18 protein-coding genes are annotated in these 18,370 nt (G+C 61.6%); 10 read left to right on the plus strand and 8 right to left on the minus strand.

Going from position 1 to position 18,370, the window contains the following annotated elements:
* Window positions 1-15: 15 nt before the first annotated feature.
* Window positions 16-714 carry a hypothetical protein gene (locus P8L30_07675; GenBank protein MDG2240067.1) on the plus strand — a complete coding sequence of 233 codons (699 nt, stop codon included), beginning with the start codon at window positions 16-18 and terminating at the stop codon, window positions 712-714.
* 17 nt (window positions 715-731) lie between these two features.
* Here P8L30_07675 and P8L30_07680 read toward each other — a convergent pair whose 3' ends face one another.
* Entirely contained in the window at window positions 732-2,336 is a 1,605-nt protein-coding gene (locus P8L30_07680; protein MDG2240068.1) for a D-aminoacylase, read from the minus strand.
* On the opposite strand from P8L30_07680, the gene P8L30_07685 reads away from it, so the two are divergent.
* A complete protein-coding gene (locus P8L30_07685; GenBank protein ID MDG2240069.1) occupies window positions 2,335-2,790 on the plus strand; it encodes a hypothetical protein in 456 nt (151 codons plus the stop codon). The genes P8L30_07680 and P8L30_07685 overlap by 2 nt on opposite strands.
* Here the strand turns inward: P8L30_07685 and P8L30_07690 are convergent.
* Window positions 2,787-3,023 carry a hypothetical protein gene (locus P8L30_07690; GenBank protein ID MDG2240070.1) on the minus strand — a complete coding sequence of 79 codons (237 nt, stop codon included), beginning with the start codon at window positions 3,021-3,023 and terminating at the stop codon, window positions 2,787-2,789. The two genes, P8L30_07685 and P8L30_07690, sit on opposite strands and share 4 nt — an antisense overlap.
* A gap of 435 nt (window positions 3,024-3,458) precedes the next feature.
* On the opposite strand from P8L30_07690, the gene P8L30_07695 reads away from it, so the two are divergent.
* Both P8L30_07695 and P8L30_07700 read left to right on the plus strand, forming a co-directional pair.
* Entirely contained in the window at window positions 3,459-4,694 is a 1,236-nt protein-coding gene (locus P8L30_07695) for an alpha-hydroxy acid oxidase (protein ID MDG2240071.1), read from the plus strand.
* Between the two features lie 306 nt (window positions 4,695-5,000).
* Window positions 5,001-5,978, plus strand: coding sequence for a tetratricopeptide repeat protein (locus P8L30_07700; protein MDG2240072.1), 978 nt, complete (start codon window positions 5,001-5,003; stop codon window positions 5,976-5,978).
* Between the two features lie 496 nt (window positions 5,979-6,474).
* On the opposite strand, the gene P8L30_07705 is transcribed toward P8L30_07700, so the two are convergent.
* The 4 genes from P8L30_07705 to P8L30_07720 all read right to left on the minus strand — a co-directional run bounded on the left by P8L30_07705 (window position 6,475) and on the right by P8L30_07720 (window position 10,217).
* Window positions 6,475-8,151, minus strand: a complete 1,677-nt coding sequence (locus P8L30_07705) for a hypothetical protein (GenBank protein ID MDG2240073.1) — start codon at window positions 8,149-8,151, stop codon at window positions 6,475-6,477.
* 50 nt (window positions 8,152-8,201) lie between these two features.
* Window positions 8,202-9,332, minus strand: coding sequence for a hypothetical protein (locus P8L30_07710; GenBank protein ID MDG2240074.1), 1,131 nt, complete (start codon window positions 9,330-9,332; stop codon window positions 8,202-8,204).
* Window positions 9,319-9,786, minus strand: coding sequence for a hypothetical protein (locus tag P8L30_07715; protein ID MDG2240075.1), 468 nt, complete (start codon window positions 9,784-9,786; stop codon window positions 9,319-9,321). Before P8L30_07715 ends, P8L30_07710 begins: the two co-directional genes overlap by 14 nt.
* Before the next feature lie 146 nt (window positions 9,787-9,932).
* Complete coding sequence (locus P8L30_07720) at window positions 9,933-10,217, minus strand: hypothetical protein (protein MDG2240076.1); 285 nt, start codon at window positions 10,215-10,217, stop codon at window positions 9,933-9,935.
* Between the two features lie 184 nt (window positions 10,218-10,401).
* On the opposite strand from P8L30_07720, the gene yhbY reads away from it, so the two are divergent.
* The 4 genes from yhbY to P8L30_07740 all read left to right on the plus strand — a co-directional run bounded on the left by yhbY (window position 10,402) and on the right by P8L30_07740 (window position 14,234).
* On the plus strand, window positions 10,402-10,728 hold the full coding sequence (gene yhbY / locus P8L30_07725; protein ID MDG2240077.1) for a ribosome assembly RNA-binding protein YhbY: 327 nt from the start codon (window positions 10,402-10,404) through the stop codon (window positions 10,726-10,728).
* Between the two features lie 20 nt (window positions 10,729-10,748).
* Window positions 10,749-11,036, plus strand: a complete 288-nt coding sequence (locus P8L30_07730; GenBank protein MDG2240078.1) for a hypothetical protein — start codon at window positions 10,749-10,751, stop codon at window positions 11,034-11,036.
* Complete coding sequence (locus P8L30_07735) at window positions 11,014-11,487, plus strand: adenylate/guanylate cyclase domain-containing protein (GenBank protein ID MDG2240079.1); 474 nt, start codon at window positions 11,014-11,016, stop codon at window positions 11,485-11,487. The genes P8L30_07730 and P8L30_07735 overlap by 23 nt, the downstream gene beginning before the upstream one ends.
* Window positions 11,488-11,738: 251 nt before the next feature.
* Window positions 11,739-14,234, plus strand: coding sequence for a prolyl oligopeptidase family serine peptidase (locus P8L30_07740; GenBank protein ID MDG2240080.1), 2,496 nt, complete (start codon window positions 11,739-11,741; stop codon window positions 14,232-14,234).
* On the opposite strand, the gene P8L30_07745 is transcribed toward P8L30_07740, so the two are convergent.
* Window positions 14,231-15,226, minus strand: a complete 996-nt coding sequence (locus tag P8L30_07745) for an isoaspartyl peptidase/L-asparaginase (protein ID MDG2240081.1) — start codon at window positions 15,224-15,226, stop codon at window positions 14,231-14,233. The two genes, P8L30_07740 and P8L30_07745, sit on opposite strands and share 4 nt — an antisense overlap.
* Before the next feature lie 137 nt (window positions 15,227-15,363).
* Between P8L30_07745 and P8L30_07750 the strand changes: the two genes are divergently transcribed.
* The gene (locus tag P8L30_07750) at window positions 15,364-15,987 is read left to right on the plus strand and encodes a DUF2239 family protein (GenBank protein MDG2240082.1); all 624 of its coding nucleotides are present in this window, start codon (window positions 15,364-15,366) and stop codon (window positions 15,985-15,987) included.
* Window positions 15,987-17,333: an MATE family efflux transporter gene (locus P8L30_07755; GenBank protein ID MDG2240083.1), complete on the plus strand. Its 1,347-nt coding sequence runs from the start codon at window positions 15,987-15,989 to the stop codon at window positions 17,331-17,333. Before P8L30_07750 ends, P8L30_07755 begins: the two co-directional genes overlap by 1 nt.
* A gap of 526 nt (window positions 17,334-17,859) precedes the next feature.
* Here P8L30_07755 and P8L30_07760 read toward each other — a convergent pair.
* Window positions 17,860-18,348 (minus strand): DUF805 domain-containing protein, encoded by a 489-nt coding sequence (locus P8L30_07760; protein ID MDG2240084.1) that lies wholly within the window; start codon window positions 18,346-18,348, stop codon window positions 17,860-17,862.
* Window positions 18,349-18,370 lie beyond the last annotated feature (22 nt).

Below are 18,370 nucleotides of genomic sequence, written 5' to 3' on the forward strand. Positions count from 1 at the left end.
CCGAGGCTGACGACCGTGCCTGAACGCCGCTATAACGAAGACGAAGTCGCCCTGATCCTACGAAAAGCGGTCGACTCACGTACTGACGATTCCGGGTCGATGTCGGGCTCTGGCATGACGCTGGAGGAGCTCAAAGACATCGGCGTAGAAGTCGGCATCGAGTCTGCCCAGATCGAAACTGCGGCACGCTCTCTCGATATCGTTCGAACCGCGCCCACAGGACGGATCTTGGGTCAGCCGACCACGGTGCAATTCGAGCGTGTCATCCCGGCGCGGCTTCAAGACGACCACATGCCACATCTGCTCGATCTGATTCGCAATGAATTCGCCCGCCAGGGCATCGTGACAGAGATCATGGGCGGCTTCGAGTGGAAGGCAGGTGGTTCACTCGGAACTCGCTACGTCTCGCTTCGACCCGAGGGCGACCAGACACGCATCCGGGTACTCGGGAACTATCGGGACGGATTCCTCGGCCTGGTCATTGGGGGCGGGTCCGTCACGGGCATGGCAACAGCTGCAATCGTTGGAAAGGCACTCGCGATCGCCAACCCAGGACTCTTGCTTCCGGCGGGGATCCTCGGTGTCGTCGCCACATCGACTCCGGTCTTCCGCTTCTTCTTCGGCAAAGAACAGGATGCGTTGGAACGGGTGATGGGCTCGCTCGAAACACGACTTCTGGAATTTGAAGCCGCCGCAGGCGGGGACGATGACTGACCGCGTGTCCGTCGCGGTCATCGATGCCGGTACCCGGGGCCGCGTAGTACCACGCCGGGCCGCATCCCGGTGACTTCAGAATCCCGCACCACCGCGATTCCACCTACGAAGACATGCGGGATCCCGACCGCGTACTGATGTGGATCATCGAAGGTCGCTCGGTCGGCCACGGTCTCTGGATCGAAGACGGTGAGGTCCGCCACCATACCCGGGGACACCCTTCCGCGATCAGAGAGTCCTAGTCGGTCCGCCGGAGCCGAAGTCATTCGACGCACACCCTCTTCCATGGTGATCACGCCGCGCTCGCGCGCGTACACTCCCAGAACTCGGGCGAAGGTGCCGTATCCACGGGGGTGAGGGCTGGCCTCCCCGAACCGGGACAAGCGACCATCCGAACCGATCATGCCGAACTCCGACTGCATGAAGCGTTCAACGTCCTCTTCGTCGAACGCGTGGAAGATCGCACCGCACCGTCCGGCGGCATCGATCTCGAGAATGAGGTCAGCTATCTGAGCGGGAGTCCCCGGCACGTCCCGAGCGGTGAAGATGTCGGCAAGCGTCCAACCCGAGAGATCGTCCGGAAAAGCGGCCGCCGATTTTTCATCGAAAGAGCAAGACACGAGCTGGATCTTGGACGGGTCGTCCGCAAAGCGCATTTCGACGAAGGCCTCGATGTCGTCCACCACACGCCGGCGCGTCGCGGGATCGGATAGCCGCTCCGCGAGTTGCCCACCCGCCTGGGCCCAGCGGGGAATAACGCTGGACAAGCCTGTCGACGACGCTGTGTACGGATACTGGTCAAAGGTGATGTCGACACCCTCGGCTCGAGCTGCTGCGATCAACTCCAGGGACTCGACGCTCCGCCCGAAGTTGCGGTGCCCGCCCACCTTGTGGTGGGTCATCTGGACAGGGATACCAGCCTCACGCCCGATTCGGATCGTCTCTTTCACGGACTCGAGGACGTTGACGTCCTCGTTGCGCAGGTGGGAGATGTACATGCCACCCGCGGCAGCAGCGACCTTCGCGAGTTCAATGACCTCTGATGTCTCCGCAAAGCTACCGGGCAAATAGAAGAGCCCGGTGGAAAGCCCAAAGGCGCCGTCCTCCATGCCCGTGGCGACGTATGCACGCATCCGATCCAGTTCGCCTGGAGTCGCAGCTCTGTCTTCGTTCCCGATTACCTCGGACCTAATCGAGCCATGGCCTACGAACATCCCAAAGTTCGGGGCTACAGGCCCTCCCGCACTCAGCGAATCGTAGAAGCCGCCCAGCTCGAGCGGTGAGTTTCCGTCGTTCCCCTCCATAAGGGTCGTCACACCTTGGCGGACGAAGTTGTCCGCATCGCGCTCTTCCCGGATCAACCCAATCGAATGCGTATGGATGTCGATGAAGCCGGGGGCGACGTAGTGCCCGGTGACGTCGATGCGGTCCGTCGCGGAACGCCCAGAGAGATCCCCGACTTCTACGATGACCTGGTCGAGCACGGCGACGTCGGCCGTGAAAGCAGGCGCCCCGGTGCCGTCCACCACCATACCGCCCTCGAGTACGAGGTCGAATTCGGGCTGGCCGCACGCGGTAATCAGGAAGGCTGTCAGAACACTTGATATCGATCGAATAGTCATGGCCCCGAACATACAGGGGGAACCCAAGGAATGCCTGTGGGCGTTACTCTTCGACCCATACGACCAAGGAGGAATGAGCGTGCAACCGAAGGCACTTTGGGGCGTGTACAACGCAAACGGCGGCATCGCCGGCGAGCTGGCCTATGTGTTCGGGAAGATCCGGGGGACCATGCACTGCGCTCTGTGTGATATCACACACGCAACTGTGTCCAAAAAGGACGAGTGGAAGACACTCGAAGATGAGTGCACACTCCCACTCCACCTGGTGCACTTGAACGAGCAGCCTCCGGAGCTGGAAGCCGTGACGCGAGGAGCCACACCCTGCATTGTCGCCGAGTCAAACGATGGCTGGTCCATCCTCATCAACGCAGAAGAGCTCGAGGCATGCGCGAAGTCCGTCGACTGGTTTCGCGAGAAGTTGGACCTGTCTCTAGCGGCGCTGGCAGAGCGTTAGACGCTCAGCCCGCTCCTCACAGTCGACAAGTGCTCGTCCGTCAGCCCATCCATTTCGAAGACCGACACCCCTAAAGCCCCCGCCTCACGAGCAATGGCAACGGCCTCATCCAGTTGCACAGGCGTTAGGTCGGGCAGGTAGAGCCCCGCATTCAGAAGCGTGCCTGCCAAGGCGGTCACCCCCTCGCGAACTCCGTCACCAATCCACGGGCTCTCGTTCCTTCCTGTAGCCATCGTCCGCCTCGATCAACGGCCACTCAACGCGGGAGAAATTCACCCGCCGGCTGTCACCCGCTCGGGGAGGGACCGCCCGCGCTTGTCCTGGTACCGCCACCGGGCCGGGCGCCCCGGACCAAGCATCATCGAGCCTGCCGTCGATCTGAATTGTGCCCGCCGCCCTCGGCGCATCATACGACCAAACGGCATGGGCCTCGCCGGAGACGGGCGAGAGGATCAGCCCCACCAAAGCAACCGACAGGCCACCATGGACGTGCGCTGAAAGAGAACGAAATGTGGGCTTCATCAAGGGAACATCGGAGTCGGACTGCAAACCGGATCGAGCACTGCGAGCAGGCCCCTGATTGACGTTATTGCCCGTGCATCCCAACCTGACTCCGTCGCAGCCACTCGAAATGGGCGACGCCAGATTCACCTTGAAAGAAAACGACCTTGTCCGACACACCGCATACCGAGATTCGGCGCCGTGACTTCCTCCGGTGGCTCGCCGCTAGTCCGCTGCTTCCTTACCTGGGTGGCTGCGATGCCTTCGGCACACCAGACACCATCGCGCAGCAGGGCAGGAGCCGAACGCTCGACGATCTTGTCATGGAAGCGCAGAAGGCACTCGACGTCTTTGACATGGAGAAAGTCGCCGAAGCTGTGATGCCTCCCGCACATTTCGGATACATCCAGACCGGCGTGGACGGTGAAGAGACCCAACGCAACAACCGAGCGGGCTTCGAGGATCTGTACGTGCGTGCGAGACGGCTCATTGATGTCAGCAAGATCGATACGAGCGTGAACCTGTTCGGACGTGAGTGGCGCTCGCCAATCGTGATTGCTCCGGCCGGGAGCCACCGCGCCTTCCACGAGGATGCGGAATCGGGAACCGCACGAGCGGCGCGAGCCAGGGGCCATCTCCAAGTCCTCTCCTCCGTGAGTTCCACCGCAGTTGAAGAAGTGAACGAAGCACGGGGTGAACCCGTCTGGTACCAGCTCTACGCGACGTCCAATTGGAGCGTGACTCAGGACGTTGTAGCGAGGGTCCGTGAAGCGGGGTGCCCCACCATCGTACTCACGGTCGACTTACCCTCGGATAGCAATCGCCTGACTCAGGAACGATGGGCACGCATCGATGACCGGAACTGTGCCGGCTGTCACACAGAAGGAGGCCAAGCACCCCCAGTGAAGCCGATGTACCAAGGCACGTCCTCCCCACCCAGCGATTTGCGCACCCCCGCCATGACATGGGATTTCATTGGCCGGCTCCGGGAGATCACGGACCAACGCATCATCGTGAAAGGCCTGGTCACACACGAAGACGCCACGCTCGCCGTAGAACACGGCGTGGACGCCGTATGGGTCTCGAACCACGGGGGCAGATCCGAGGGTAGCGGCCGCGCGACGATCAACGCACTTCCCGAAATGGCGGAGGCCGTGGATGGCCGAGTACCCATCATCATGGACGGTGGAGTGAGACGCGGGACGGACGTGTTCAAGGCCCTCGCTCGAGGGGCGACCGCAGTGGCAGTTGGGCGCCCCTATTTGTGGGGCCTGGGGGCCTTCGGGCAGGCCGGCGTCGAACGTGTCCTAGAGATTCTCCAGAACGAACTCGAGGTCACCATGGGACTGGCTGGTACCGCGTCGATCGCAGATATCGGCCCTGCTTCCGTCGGAAAAGAGTAGGCGGTTTCGTATGCGAGCCGCCCCGATCATCATTCGGCTTCCCGCCTTCTTCGCGGGATGCATGCTCATCTCCATTGCCGCATGGGTGGGCCACCAGGCCTCCGGTCGACGCGCAGGTCTCATCGCAGCGATGATCGTCGAGACCTCCCCGGTCCTTATCGAGTATTCGACGAACGCGCGCGGTTACAGGCTTAGAGGCCCTTACTGCCAACCGTTTCGTGGCAGCTTCTACGTTGCGCGTCTTCTTTGAAGCGACTCCTGCCGAGTTCTGTCACTGGAGGCTTCATCAGACTTTGGGCCGTACTGATGACCGTTCACATCGTCTTGGCTTCACCCGTGCGCGCATCGCTCGAAACAGGAGGATTTCCTGAGGGCGAAGAGATCGCGATCCAAATGATGGAGTACTTCCGCCCCGGCGACCTCGTCGCGAGCGACTTCGTCAGTGCCGAGCCATTGGACTACTACGTGGAGCGATATCTCCGGCCGCGCGAGGCTCAGGCACAAGGAGCGCCCACGATTCAGCGTACTTGGGTCGTTCTCAACAACCGCGAAGAAATGCGCGCACAACGGGTGCAGAATCGCACGACACAGATGGGAGCCCCACCGCTTTCGGAGAGCACACCGGTCTTTACCGTGGAAGAGGCGGATGTTTTCCTTTTCGGGCGGTCAGCAGCGAGCGCCGATCCCCGCCTTCTGGAAGCGATCGACTGGTACACCGGGGTCGCAGGTCACGTCGACGATACCCGGGCGCAAGAGTTACTCCTGGAGGTCCTTGAGGATACCGACTCTGCACTCGCTCGGATGTGGCTCGCCCGTTGTTATTCTCGCGGACGCATGGGCTTCGACAGGGACGAAGACCTCGCCCGCTCGCTGGCCGCGGGAGTGATCCAGGAGATCCGAGAACTGGCCGAGACCGAAGAACCCGAAGCGATCTTCCTAATGGGTACAGCCTACGACGAAGGCCTCGGAGTCGAGGCCGACCCAGCAACCGCAGTCGAGTGGTTTACCGTAGCGTCGGAGACCGGACATGTGCTGGCCGCGCACAACATCGGGAACGCGTACCGAGTCGGGCGCGGCGTGCCACTCGACCCGGAGGCCGCCGTCTTTTGGTGGACGCTCGCCGCCGACCAGGGCGACGCGATCACACAACTCCGCCTGGGTGAAGCCTACGAAGTAGGGAACGGCGTAGAGACCAACCTCGAGCAGGCGGTGGCCTGGTACCGGCAATCTGCCGAGCGTGGTAACGCAGATGCCCGAGCCGCACTCGAACGACTGGGCGGCTGAGTCGCCCCATCTGGGCAGGAATGCCGACGACATCGAAGAAGCGTCCGGGCGCTTTCTAGGCTTCCGACATAACTCGTAGCAAGCGTCTCAACGCTGGACAGTGGCTTCCTCGTAGTCCACAAAACCCACCCACGAGAAGTTCATGTGAGCGTGCCAGTTCGGGTTCGATCAGGGCAGTTAGAGCGTCAGCCCGAATCCGAACCAAAGGAGGGCAGGTAGTCCTGCTGCCCACGTGACTGCATGGTGATCACTAGTGTGAGACTCCCCGCCAATTCTTGGTTCCCGGTCAACCAACTCACGAAGCCGTCGGCGTCGAACTCGCCGAGATCGACGTCACAGGTGGGGGGCCCTCGGTCACAGGCATCACGAATCGTCAGTTGAGTGTCTGGATCGATCCGCTAAGGCGTCACTTGATACGCTGCCACAACCGTCGACACGACGTCCAAGTCCACTGCGGCACCCCGGGCGACGAGAGGTAAACCGTCACCCGCTGCCGTCAGCCACCCTGTCCCTGCTCGCTCACTGACCCAATGCGGCACCGCCCATCAGGCTGCCGAAACGTCGGATACGACACCCCCAGCTGCTCCAGGTACGAGTCATGCTCGTCCGGGTTGAAGTAGTACTTGCTCATTTCCTCACGAAATTCAGCCATGATGCCCTCGTTCATTTCGGTGGCGGGCATGTCCGTTGGGCTGATGAACGGCGTGTACGTCATATCCGCCGTTTGCACATCGTCGAAGTACTCCCACGCAGCCTCCACCAGCTCCGGCCGGACCATGAAGTCCAAGAGTGTCATCGCCTGAGCCATCGCGCCCTGCGTCGCACCCTTGTGGGCAATCGGCGTTGCCATCGCGATCGCGTTGGCCCAGTTGTGGCCCGGCAGGTTCGGGATATTAGACGGGAACGATAGCGTGGCGGTTGGCACGTTCCACGAGATGTCCCCGATATCGTCTGCGTAGCCGGCAGTCCGCTGAGCCTCGGTAGGAGCGGGCCTCAAGATGCTGAGCTCGGTCGACAAGCCGGACTCACGACCACCTACTTCGCCCTGCGTGGCACGTGCGAACTGCTGGTCGGCCTCAGTCCACTCCGGAAGGCCGACGTTCTGGATGTTCGAGTACATCGTCTCGGCGATGATCTTGTTGAAGTGACCAGGCCAAGCCGAGCCGATGATCCGCGTCTCCTCCAGCCTCGTGCCCGACATCATGGCGGCACCCTGTGCGATCGAATCGCCCACGGCGAAGAGGTCACGGATCTGGGGGTAGTTCTTCTCGCGGAAGTAGAACCAGACGGACGCCTTCGATGGCACGACATTCGGCTGGTCACCGCCGTCGTAGATGATCGAGTGTGACCTGGCCTGCGTGCGGATGTGCTCCCGACGGAAATTCCAGCCTACTTCCATGAGGTTTGCCGCGTCCGCAGCGCTACGACCGAGCCACGGAGACCCACCCGCGTGAGCGGCGAAACCATCGAAGGTGAACATCGCGGACACCAGCCCCGTGCCCGGGGTGTTCCCCCAGCCCGTGCCGAGGTTGCTCCCCACGTGGGCGTAGAGAACGATGTCGACGTCCTCGAGCATGCCCTGGCGGACATAGTACGCCTTGGTGGCAACGAGCTCTTCAGCGACTCCGGGCCAGATTTGGATCGTACCGGGAAGTCCCTCGGCCTCCATCAGATCCTTCACAGCTAGTGCTGCCGTGATCTGAACGGCCATACCAGAGTTGTGCCCCTCCCCGTGCCCTGGGGCTCCATCAACGAGAGGGAGGTGACATGCGACGCCCGGCGTTTGCGATGCCTTGGGAATGTTATCGATGTCGGTTCCGAGCGAGATCTTGGGACTGCCTGACCCCCAGGTGGCGACCCAGGCCGTCGGGATGCCCGCGTAGTTCTCTTCGACCGTGAAGCCTTCGTCCCTCAGCACTTGCACAAGATATCGTGACGTCTCGAACTCCTGGAAGCCGAGTTCTCCGTAGCTGAAGATCTGGTCCACCACATTCGCGGTGAACTGACGCCTACCTTCGATCGTCTCGACGAGCTGACTCTTCCAACCCTCGAGTTGAGCGGGCTGTGCAGAAACGGGCTGCGCGACGCCGATGACCAGGGTAGCGCACAGAAGGATCGATGCGAGGAATCGCATGAGGAACTCTCCGATGGGGTTGTGACCTACGCCCAACATGCGGCGTGACTCCTGACGCGGCGAGCCCACTACGTCATGGAGTCGCTCAGCTACGTAGACCGTCGCAAACGGTCAGGCGGCGGTTTCGGCACCATGTTTCCGAACGCATCGAGGACCCGGACCACCATGGGTTCCACCAGCGTCGCCGTGGCATAACTCTGCTGCCCACCGCCAGAGACCTCTTTGAGGCTGGCCGGAGCACCCGGCTGGGCGACTGCCGCCACCGCAGCGGTGGCCGAGCCGGCCGCTGCCTCCAAGGCCTGTGATCCGGCCGCCGTGCCGAGGGTCCATGTCACGGCGACTCGGCCTTGATCGTCTGCGGCGCCGGCCAGGGGATCAGCCGAACCATCCCCAGAAAAATCGACCGCTGCTCCGATAGCCGGATTCGCAAAAGCGTCTCGCACTTCGAAAACGATCGACTCCGCGAGAGCCTCCCCGACGACGCCGCTCTGTGCATCTCCCGACATCACCACCAACGACGCAGGTGGGCCCGGTATTCCCGTGGCCGTCACTTGAACGGCCGTCAGATTGAGCGCGGAAGCCGACATCGCCTGACTCCCGAGCGTCCCTCCTAGTGACCATGACGTTTCCGCTTCACCTCCGGCATCCGAGATAACGAGCAGGTGAGCCAACAGTCCCGAGTCTGTGGAGAAGTGAACCCCCACGTCCGGCACGTGGTTTCCGAACCGATCCTGAACGGCAATGACGATCGGAGCGCTCAAAGGAAGGCCCACCTGCCCCGTCTGACCATTTCCAGATGCTACCCTGACTTCGCTCGGAGCCCCCGGCGTGGCAGTCGCTTCGACCGTCACAGATTTGGCACCAGCGGATACACGAACTGACTGGATACCCGCGGCTGTCCCCAGCGTCCATTGAATCGTGATCGTCCCCATTGCTCCTGTGCTGACGGAGGTCGGGGTGATCGTGCCCGAGCCCTGAGCCGGAACAAGCGTTACTGGGAATCCCTGAATGGGCCGGCCGACTTCGTCCTCGACTTCCACAGTGAATGAGAGCGTGGTGGCGACCTCAGCGGTCAGGAACGCCTCGAGCAACTGCACCACACCGACCGGCGGAGGCCCGAAAATCCCACACGCAGCGAACACGGACACCGCAACAACGAGTAGCGCACGCGCGCGCGGGCCAGCAGATGTCCGGGGAATCAACACACTACCGACTGGCACTCCAGGTTCCTGAAACCGTCACGTCGCCAACATCGAACGGATCGAGGAACGCGTTGCCTTGAAACGTACCATCGAAGCGACCGCTCCTTGGAAGACCACTGAGGCTCAGCGAATAGCCACCGCCCTTGAGTGAAAACACCGCAGAATTAGAGCGTGTTCTCCCTGACAGGATCTGGTCTACGATTTGGCCCTCTGGCCAGTCGGTACCGGTTTGAGAGCAGGCCTGGGTGCCGCCTGTAGCCCCACCTGAAAGCACGGTTCCGTTTTGCACCACTGTGAGGCTGATGTCGGTGATCGCACAGAAAACGTCTTCAGCGGGATAGGAGAAGTCGAGCCGAAGCACCCATGTACCGCTGAAATCGACCACTCCCTCTTCCCCCACAGGTCCGGAATCCCCGCACGACGCCACGATAAAGCAGAGGGCGAGGGCCAGCGGCCGAAGTCGGTGAGCCATTCATTTATCCAGTGTAGAGGCACCGAGATGCACCCGGCAACTGATGCCGAGCGGGTAGTGTACGCAACTACAATAACGAACGGATTTCGCTTCAGATCCCAGGCCATTCCGCTGACGAGCACCTCTCGGCTCGGGGTACGTCCTGACTACCCGATTTCGGCCAAGATGGTGGGCGCGTTTACTCGCCAGCTGTCATCCAGAACATAGTTGTCGAGAAAGCGAATGAGGTACTCACCGGACAACCCAGCTTCACCACGCTCGTAGATCGCGGCCCCCGCATGGTAGAGCTCCATATAGTGGTTGGGCCAGAACTCGACCACCCGCTCCGCGAGAGGGCCATCCGCCATTTCATCTCCGGCGTCCGCCACCGGATGCCCGGCCTCGAACACAACACCTGCACCTCTCCGCTGATCGTCCGAAGTCAGCGCCATGGGTGACGATCTCGCCTCGTCGATGCGGCCGGCCAGCGCGTAGTATTCCGCCTCAAACTACAGACGCCGCACATGGCCCCAAATTGCACACTCCGCGCTACATCACGTGGCAACGCCCATGCCAGGCCACGATTCATTATTCTTTCCGACAACTTTTCATCTGCACCTCGGAGTTCACCCGCTGATGGCGGACCTGACATCGAAACAGCGCGCACACCTGCGCAAGTTGGCTCACCGCCTGAAGCCCCTCGTGCACATCGGGCACGAGGGAGTAACGGACGCCGCCGTACAGTCCGTGACGGACGCCCTGAACACGCGTGAACTCATCAAGGTGAAGGTCCTCGAGTCCGCACCGGAAAACGCGAAGAAGGTGGCTGCGCAGATCGTCGACGCTATCTGGGACAGCCATGTACCACAGATCATCGGAAAGACCATCGTGATTTATCGACCAGATCCAGAAGATCCGGAGATCAAGCTGCCCAAGCCTGGCCCCGCGGCAGCGGGCGCTTAGGTCCGGACTGCCTCACACCGATGTCGCGCGCATTCGTCAAAGAGGACGACTCCCAGAAGGAGCCGGACTACCGGCTCCCGGACGAAGACTCACCGTACTACGACGAGGCGGCTGCCTGGGCGCTCATCAATGGCGCCAACGACGGCGAAACCCGCAGCGCCGAGCTGGCGACAGCTTTCGTATGGGGAGAGGCACACCTCGTACCCCACGTTGAGAAGATTCTGACCGAGGCCGAAGAGGCGGGGCAGGACCGGGTTGCTCAACTGGCAAGAAGGTTCTTGAAGGCTGCGAAGCGGCAGAGGATCTGACCGGGCCGTCCGCTGCGCCATCGGTATGGTTCGCGAGCTGAGCGCCTGGGACACGGCGCGCGCACAAACCGGCGGCATGCCTGTGAACATCGGGATCGGCATCAACACGGATCACGTCGTCTCCGGCAACATCGGTTCGCCGAAACGAATGGACTACACGGTCATGGGCGACGGCGTGAACCTCGCTTCGCGCATGGAAGGCCTGTGCAAGACCTGCTCAGCGCAGATCCTGGTATCGCAGAACACGGTGAACGGCCTGAAGGGCACATACCGCGTCCGCGACATCGACGACGTGATCGTGAAGGGAAAGACCGAGCCCGTGCGGATCTACGAAGTGCTGGACTGTCCCTCTGAGGAGACGTTCCCACACCTCATGGACGTGGCGGGCCACTTCGGAGGCGGTCAGTACCAGTCCACTCCCCAGGACGGCACCGCAGACACCGCCGGTTAATGCGAGGCCCGCCAGACCGCGAAGCTTCCTCATCCACTGATGCATCCCTTCCCTAACTCCACACGAACCGATGTAACGTCACGACCACGGTATTCTGCTGCTGAACTTCATACTCGAAGTGACACGGTCGTAGTCCTTTTGATCCAACCAACCCCCGCCCCGTACTGGTGCAGAACGTCGGACCGAACCATCGTGTTTACGTAACACAATCATGTCCGTCAGACCGCCCCGGGAGGCAGTCCGTGTATCGCATGCACAAACCACTTCAGGCCATTGTCTTCGCTCTTGCCCTGGCCATCACCGCACCCGTGGCCACGGTCGCTCAGGACGCTCCGACCACCAACCCGGACGCGTCGTCCTACATCACGCCTCCTCCGGCGCTCCAGAACATCCTGGAGACGGACAAGAACTACGCGACGCTCCGTTACATGAGCCCGGACGGGGAGCACTTCCTGATCCCGCACGTCAATGAGCTCTCTACGCTCGAGCTGATGTCCAAGGAGACGTACCGGTTGGCGGAGCTGGAGCTACGTCCACAAACGGACCGGCTGTGGCACCTCGACACCTACGGCATCGACAGTTTCGGCTTCTACTCCTTGGAGTCGCGGGACTTCCTAGAGGTGGACCTGCCCGACAACTCCTTCTTCAGCGACTTCACTTGGTCCCCAGATGGTTCGCAGCTTGCGTTCCTCGCACACCTGCCGACCCACACCGAGGTGTGGACCGCCGATGCGGCTAACGGCCGCACCCGTAGTCTCAGTAATGACCGCGTGCTGGCCACTGTGGCCACCAGCGCCCGCGGCCAGGGGACGAGTTCATCGAACATGATCCAGTGGACGCCGGAAGGGACAGTGATTTCGCTCCTGGTCCCGGAAGGCCGAGGGGCAGAGCCGGCGCGCAGTCGCATGCCGACCGGGCCGCTCACGCGTAACACGCGCGCAGAAGCGACGCGGACTCGCACGTACCCGAACCTGCTCGAAGACGCACACGACGAGATGCTCTTCGAACGGTACACGACGTCGCAGATCGCCGAACTGGGCGACGGCGACCCCAACCCGATCGGTGAGCCGGGCATGTACGAGTCGATTCGGCTCAGCGCCGACGGGGAGCACATCCTCACCACGCGCATGGAACGGCCATTCAGTTTCATCACATCCTACCAAGGGTTCCCGCGGACCACACTCGTCATGGACCGTGACGGAAACGAAGTCTCTGTCCTGAACGAGACCCCCCTCCGAGAAGGGGGTGGTTTCGGTGGCTCAGGCGGCGGCAACGGTCCCAGAGCCTTCGCTTGGCGCCCGGACGGCGCAGGCCTCGGCTACCTAGAGCGCCCGGCGCGCGAGGACGATGACGCACCCCGCCCCGACCTCATCATGGTCGTGACCGCGCCCTTCGATCTCGACAACGGTCAGGTCGTCGCCGAAAGCGAGGACCCGATCAGTGGAGTGAGCTACTCGTTGGACGGTCAGCACGCCTTCGGGAACGTCTCGAAGAACGGGCAATCCGGTATTCGGCACTTCGCCGTCGGATCCGGTGGATCCGCCTCGATGTTTCTCGACTTCCACGACACAGACGATCCGGCCGACCTACCCGGCTCACTTCTGACGGGCGTGACGTCGAACGGCCTCAGCTATGTCTACGTGACGTCGAACGGTGGGTCCGCCTACCTCAAAGGGGACGGCTACAACGCGCAGTTCACGCCGCAGCCGTTCGTGGATCGTGTCTCCATCGCGGACGCTTCGACCGACCGTGTCTTCGAAGGCGCGACAGACTCTTTCGACCAACCGCTCGTTCCTCTCGACGCAGACTTCTCACAGATGATCGCGAGCCGAGAATCCGTCTACGACTTCCCAGACAGCTATCTGTGGTCGGCCGACAGCGGCTACGGCCCGAACCTCACCAACAACGTCGACCCGTTCCCCGAGGTCACGTCTGTTTCGCGGATGGACTTCGAGTTCGAACGACGTGACGGCCTCATGGTTCAAGGCCGGGTGTCGATGCCTGTCGGCTGGGAGCCGGGCGATGAAAAAGTGCCCGGTATTTTCTGGACGTATCCTCGCGAGTACAACCGGACGGAGCAGTATGAGAATGCAGCCGTCCGCAGTCGCAACAGGAATGCTTTCACGCACATGAGTTGGCTGCGCTGGTCCGACATGTGGCTCGCGGCTGGGTACGCGCTGATCTACCCGGACATCCCGATCATCGGTGAGAACTACAACGACACCTACATCTCGTCTCTCGTCGATGCGATGTATGGCGCCATTCGCGGGGTGGACGCGCTCGGCGTCGTCGACGTCGACCGGTTGGCACACGGCGGGCACAGCTACGGAGCGTTCGCGACAGCCAACGTCTTGGCCAACGCGCCCTTCTTCAAGGCGGGGATCGCAGGCGATGGCGCGTACAACCGGACGCTGACCCCTGACGGCTTCCAAGCCGAGCGCCGCAACATCTGGGAAGCGCAGTCGACCTACATTGAAATGTCACCCTTCTTGAAGGCGGACCAGATCGAGACGCCGCTTCTCATGTACCACGGGGGCGATGACAACAACTCCGGGACATTCCCCATTCAGTCTCGGCGCATGATCTCTGCGCTCACTATCCTTGGAAAGAACGCTGTCTTGTATGAGTACCCGTACGAGTCACACACACCGCGGGCGATCGAGAACAAGCTCGACATGTGGGGCCGCTTCACGGGATGGCTCGACGAATACGTCAAGAACGCCGGCAAGGAGGCTGTGATCTCCTAGCGGAAGATCCCCACGTGCGGCTCACCATCTTCGCCAATCCAGCCGCGATACATCCCCGGTGTATTGAAACAGAGTTCGACACGACCCTGAGCATCCAACGCACACATGCCGCCCGAACCGGGTACTTGTTTTTGGAGCGTCTCGAAGATCACAGCGTGGGTCGCTTCTGCGAGCGTCGCACCCGTGTAGGCCATACGCGCGTGAACATCGAAGGCGATGGCATTACGGATGAAGTACTCCCCCCATCCAGTGCACGACACGGCACATAGAGCGGAGGCATAGGTCCCCGCTCCGATCACCGGCGAATCGCCCACGCGACCCCACATCTTATTCGCCATCCCGCCTGTGGACGTAGCCGCAGCCAGATGGCCAGCGGAGTCGAGCGCGACTGCACCGACTGTGCCTGATTTGCCCTCGGCGGAGATCGGTGCGCCGTCCGCTGAAGCAGGAGCCATGGCATCATCTGCGTCCCCGAGCACGTTGGGTCGCGCACTTTCCCCGCGTTCCTTCGCCCGCTGCATCTCGTCCCATCTCCGCTGGGTGTGAAAGAACGAAGGCTCTGTGACATCGACGCCTTGGGATCGAGCAAACGACTCGGCCCCCTCTCCAATCAGCATGAGATGTTCGGAACGCGCCATGATCAACTGAGCGAGGTGCACGGGAGAACGCACATTAGTGACCCCCGCGACAGCACCGGCGTCAAGCGTGGCTCCGTCCATAATCGACGCGTCCATGGTGATCACACCACGCTCGTCAAAGTTGGACCCGCGGCCGGCATTGAAGAGCTCTGAGTCCTCCATGATCTGGACCGCAGCGACAGTAGCGTCGACCGCCGGTCCGCCGGATTGGATGACGGCGCTTCCTGCGAGGAGCGATTCCGTCAGTACCGCACGGTAGGATGCCGCAATCTCGTCCGTCAGCGCAGCGGCGCTCAGAGTGCCCACCCCACCGTGGATGACGACGCCTCGATCAATCTGGATCTGTGATTCCATGTCTACCATCGATGAACGAATGAATACAACACCGGAAAGTACCTGCACAAATGGACGTTCCGCAATTTACCCGGGTAATATTGACAGTCGTATTTTACCCTGATAAAATTGGCTTCCTTCAATCGGGTGATGAACGAATGACGAGTGAAGTCCCAAGCGGATGCACCGCGTTCGCAGGTGAACGCCGCATTGCGTCGGGGTCGCTCATGCACGTAGCGATGGCTTCCAAGACCGTTGTGGACCACGATCCCAACACTCTGCTCCTCGTCTTCGATGACAGCACGAGCCGCTTGGTGGAGCTGGACCTTCGGGGTTCACTCGATGCCGTCCGAGGCCGGGTCGAGGCCGTGATCGCTACAACAGCAGCTGAGGCCAACGAGAGTGCGAAGAAAGAGGAGCCGGCACAGAAGCCGTCAGCCAAAAGAGGACCGGGCCGGCCGAAACTCGGCGTCGTGTCCAAGGAGGTGACCCTCCTGCCCCGCCATTGGAAGTTCCTTCAGGCGCAGACCGGTGGCGCTTCCGCAACGCTACGCCGACTCGTAGAACAGGCACGAAAAGAACACTCAGAGTCCAATTCAATTGTCGCTCTTCAGGAGTCCACCTATCGCTTCATGGTCGCCATGGTCGGCAACCAACCGGGCTTCGAAGAGGCGAACCGGGCCCTGTACGCGAGGGACCGTGAGAGGTTCATGGCCGAATCCGAAGGTTGGCCGCAGGACCTCCGGAAGCATGCCCGCATGCTGGCAGAGAGAGTCCTCTAATGGAGGACCTCACCACCGGACCGATTCCAAAACAGCTCGTGAAGCTGGCTGGCCCCATCGCGATCGGGATGATCTTCCAGACCGCGTACTATCTGGTCGACCTCTACTTCGTCGCTCAACTCGGTGACGCAGCCATTGCCGGTGTCGGCTCAGCCGGAAACCTTCAATTCCTCATCATGGCTCTGACACAGGTGCTCGGTGTGGGGACTATGGCGCTCATTTCCCATGCGAGCGGCAGGAAAGACCGCGAAGACGCCAACCTGATCTTCAATCAAAGCATCCTCTTCGCCCTTCTTTGCGCCACGGTGACCCTTGTGGGCGGATACGCCCTGGCGGGCCGTTACATGGGCACGCTCGGCGCCGATGCCGCGACGACGGCTGCCGGGATGACGTACCTGAAGTGGTTCCTGCCAGGTCTCGCGCTCCAGTTCGCCTTGGTTGCGATGGGGTCTGCCCTCCGTGGTACAGGCATCGTGAAACCCACGATGATCGTCCAAGTCTCGACCGTCCTGCTCAACGCGATTCTTGCGCCCATCATGATCGCCGGGTGGCTGACGGGGCGGCCTCTCGGTGTCGCCGGAGCAGGGATCTCTACAACGATTTCAATCGCCGTCGGCGTCGTGATGATCTCGTTCTACTTCGTGAGACTGGAACGGTACGTGGTCTTCGACCTCGCGATGCTCAAACCCCGACTCGAGGCGTGGAAGCGCATTCTCAAGATCGGCCTGCCTCCCGGAGGAGAGTTTTTGCTCATCTTCGTGAACATCGGCGTGATGTACTGGGCGATTCGGGGCTTCGGAGCGGAGGCCCAAGCCGGGTACGGCATCGGTTCCCGCGTCATGCAGGCCATCTTCCTGCCCGCCATGGCTCTCGCATTCGCCGCTGCACCGTTAGCAGGGCAGAACTTCGGAGCCCGCGCCTACGACCGGGTGCGCGAAACGTTCAAGACGGCAGCTATCCAGGGCAGCGCGATCATGTTCGTACTGACGCTCGTCTGTCAGTGGCGCTCCGACGCATTCATAGCCTTCTTCACGGACGACCTCCAGGTGGTCACCGTCGGGGCGGACTTCCTGAGGATCATCTCGTGGAACTTCGTTGCCACGGGAATCATCTTCACCTGCTCCAGCGTCTTTCAAGGAATGGGCAACACCATGCCCGCCCTCATGAGCGCCGGCACCCGCCTGCTCACCTTCGTCGTGCCCGCCATCTGGATGAGCCAACAGTCATGGTTCGAACTCAACCACATCTGGTATTTGTCGGTGGGGACGGCTGGATTGCATGCTTTGTTTTCTGTTTGGTTGTTGATGAGGGAGTTTCGTGGGCGGTTGGTTGGGGGTGCGTCGTGAGGGTTTGAGGGGTTCGGGAGGCGGCGGTGGGTTACGAAGCTCCCGGCGAGGGCGCTGCGCGTCCTTCCGTCTGTCGGCGTTGGCTTGTAACTGCTTCCTGTATCCCAACGTCTTCGTTCGCTTCGCTCCGAGGCAAAGCCTCGAGCCGGCGCCGGGAGCTTCGTAACCCGCCGCCGCCCGACGTTTGGGGCACAACAGCTTCCCGGTTGTGGGTCACGGACCGGGCAGGCAGGGGGACCACCGGGGCCCGCTATCGTCCGACGTCAACTCGCGAGCCCGCCTAACCCGCCTGCCCTGTGACCCCACCCCCAGCGCCCGTCCACCCCGCAGCCAATCGACGTGTAGCCCACCCGTTGGGAGGAAGGCGTCGTTGCTTACTCTTTGCGAGGCTCGAGGCTATGCCTCGGAGCGAAGAGAAGGAGCGAGAAGGAGGAGTGGACCAAGCAACAAGCGGACGCCCACAACCGCAGCAGATTCAAGCGCCCTCGCAAGGAGCAAGCAACGACGTCTTCCTCCGAAATACGCCCTAAGGCTGAAAGTACCCGTCGACTTGAGCTGCCTGCAGCGGATCGGCTCCGAACTGATTCTGCCCCCAGCTGCCTCTGCCGAATAACAACACAATCGCCAGGTAGATGTTGTACAGCGGAACGGCGAGCAGGAACCAGTGCCAACCTGGGCGGTCCAAGTCGTGAAGGCGTTTTACCGTGATCGCGATTCCTGCCCACAAGCCAGCCACGACAGCACCGATCCCGGGAAGGATGAACAGCGGGCTTCCCGTGACGAACACGAGCCCAGCGCACATCGCGATGGCGGTTAAGATCGCGAGATCGTCCAGGATGATGTGCCAAAAATACCAGGCACGATTCGCGCGGCCTTCCATAGTGAAAAGGTCGAGGAACTTGTCCATCCGTCCGTCCAGTCGGCCGTAGCCATTTCGAGTCACGGTCTTGCCGCCCGGCCGGAAGGGCGGCAGGCTGGCCTTATGGTACCCATACACATTGCAGCCGCAAATCATTTACGCGCCCCGAAACGAAACA

The sequence above is a fragment of the Longimicrobiales bacterium genome (genome assembly GCA_029245345.1).
Classification (GTDB): Bacteria; Gemmatimonadota; Gemmatimonadetes; order Longimicrobiales; family Gaopeijiaceae; genus CALFPJ01.

Excerpts from the sequence above, each read along its gene's own strand:
- P8L30_07685 (MDG2240069.1), top strand. The coding sequence starts at position 2,335 with ATGGCCCCGAACATACAGGGGGAACCCAAGGAATGCCTGTGGGCGTTA.
- P8L30_07680 (MDG2240068.1), bottom strand. The coding sequence starts at position 2,336 with ATGACTATTCGATCGATATCAAGTGTTCTGACAGCCTTCCTGATTACC.
- P8L30_07690 (MDG2240070.1), bottom strand. The coding sequence starts at position 3,023 with ATGGCTACAGGAAGGAACGAGAGCCCGTGGATTGGTGACGGAGTTCGC.
- P8L30_07700 (MDG2240072.1), top strand. The coding sequence starts at position 5,001 with ATGACCGTTCACATCGTCTTGGCTTCACCCGTGCGCGCATCGCTCGAA.
- P8L30_07705 (MDG2240073.1), bottom strand. The coding sequence starts at position 8,151 with ATGTTGGGCGTAGGTCACAACCCCATCGGAGAGTTCCTCATGCGATTC.
- P8L30_07715 (MDG2240075.1), bottom strand. The coding sequence starts at position 9,786 with ATGGCTCACCGACTTCGGCCGCTGGCCCTCGCCCTCTGCTTTATCGTG.
- P8L30_07720 (MDG2240076.1), bottom strand. The coding sequence starts at position 10,217 with ATGGCGCTGACTTCGGACGATCAGCGGAGAGGTGCAGGTGTTGTGTTC.
- yhbY (MDG2240077.1), top strand. The coding sequence starts at position 10,402 with ATGGCGGACCTGACATCGAAACAGCGCGCACACCTGCGCAAGTTGGCT.
- P8L30_07730 (MDG2240078.1), top strand. The coding sequence starts at position 10,749 with ATGTCGCGCGCATTCGTCAAAGAGGACGACTCCCAGAAGGAGCCGGAC.
- P8L30_07740 (MDG2240080.1), top strand. The coding sequence starts at position 11,739 with ATGCACAAACCACTTCAGGCCATTGTCTTCGCTCTTGCCCTGGCCATC.
- P8L30_07745 (MDG2240081.1), bottom strand. The coding sequence starts at position 15,226 with ATGGAATCACAGATCCAGATTGATCGAGGCGTCGTCATCCACGGTGGG.
- P8L30_07750 (MDG2240082.1), top strand. The coding sequence starts at position 15,364 with ATGACGAGTGAAGTCCCAAGCGGATGCACCGCGTTCGCAGGTGAACGC.
- P8L30_07755 (MDG2240083.1), top strand. The coding sequence starts at position 15,987 with ATGGAGGACCTCACCACCGGACCGATTCCAAAACAGCTCGTGAAGCTG.
- P8L30_07760 (MDG2240084.1), bottom strand. The coding sequence starts at position 18,348 with ATGATTTGCGGCTGCAATGTGTATGGGTACCATAAGGCCAGCCTGCCG.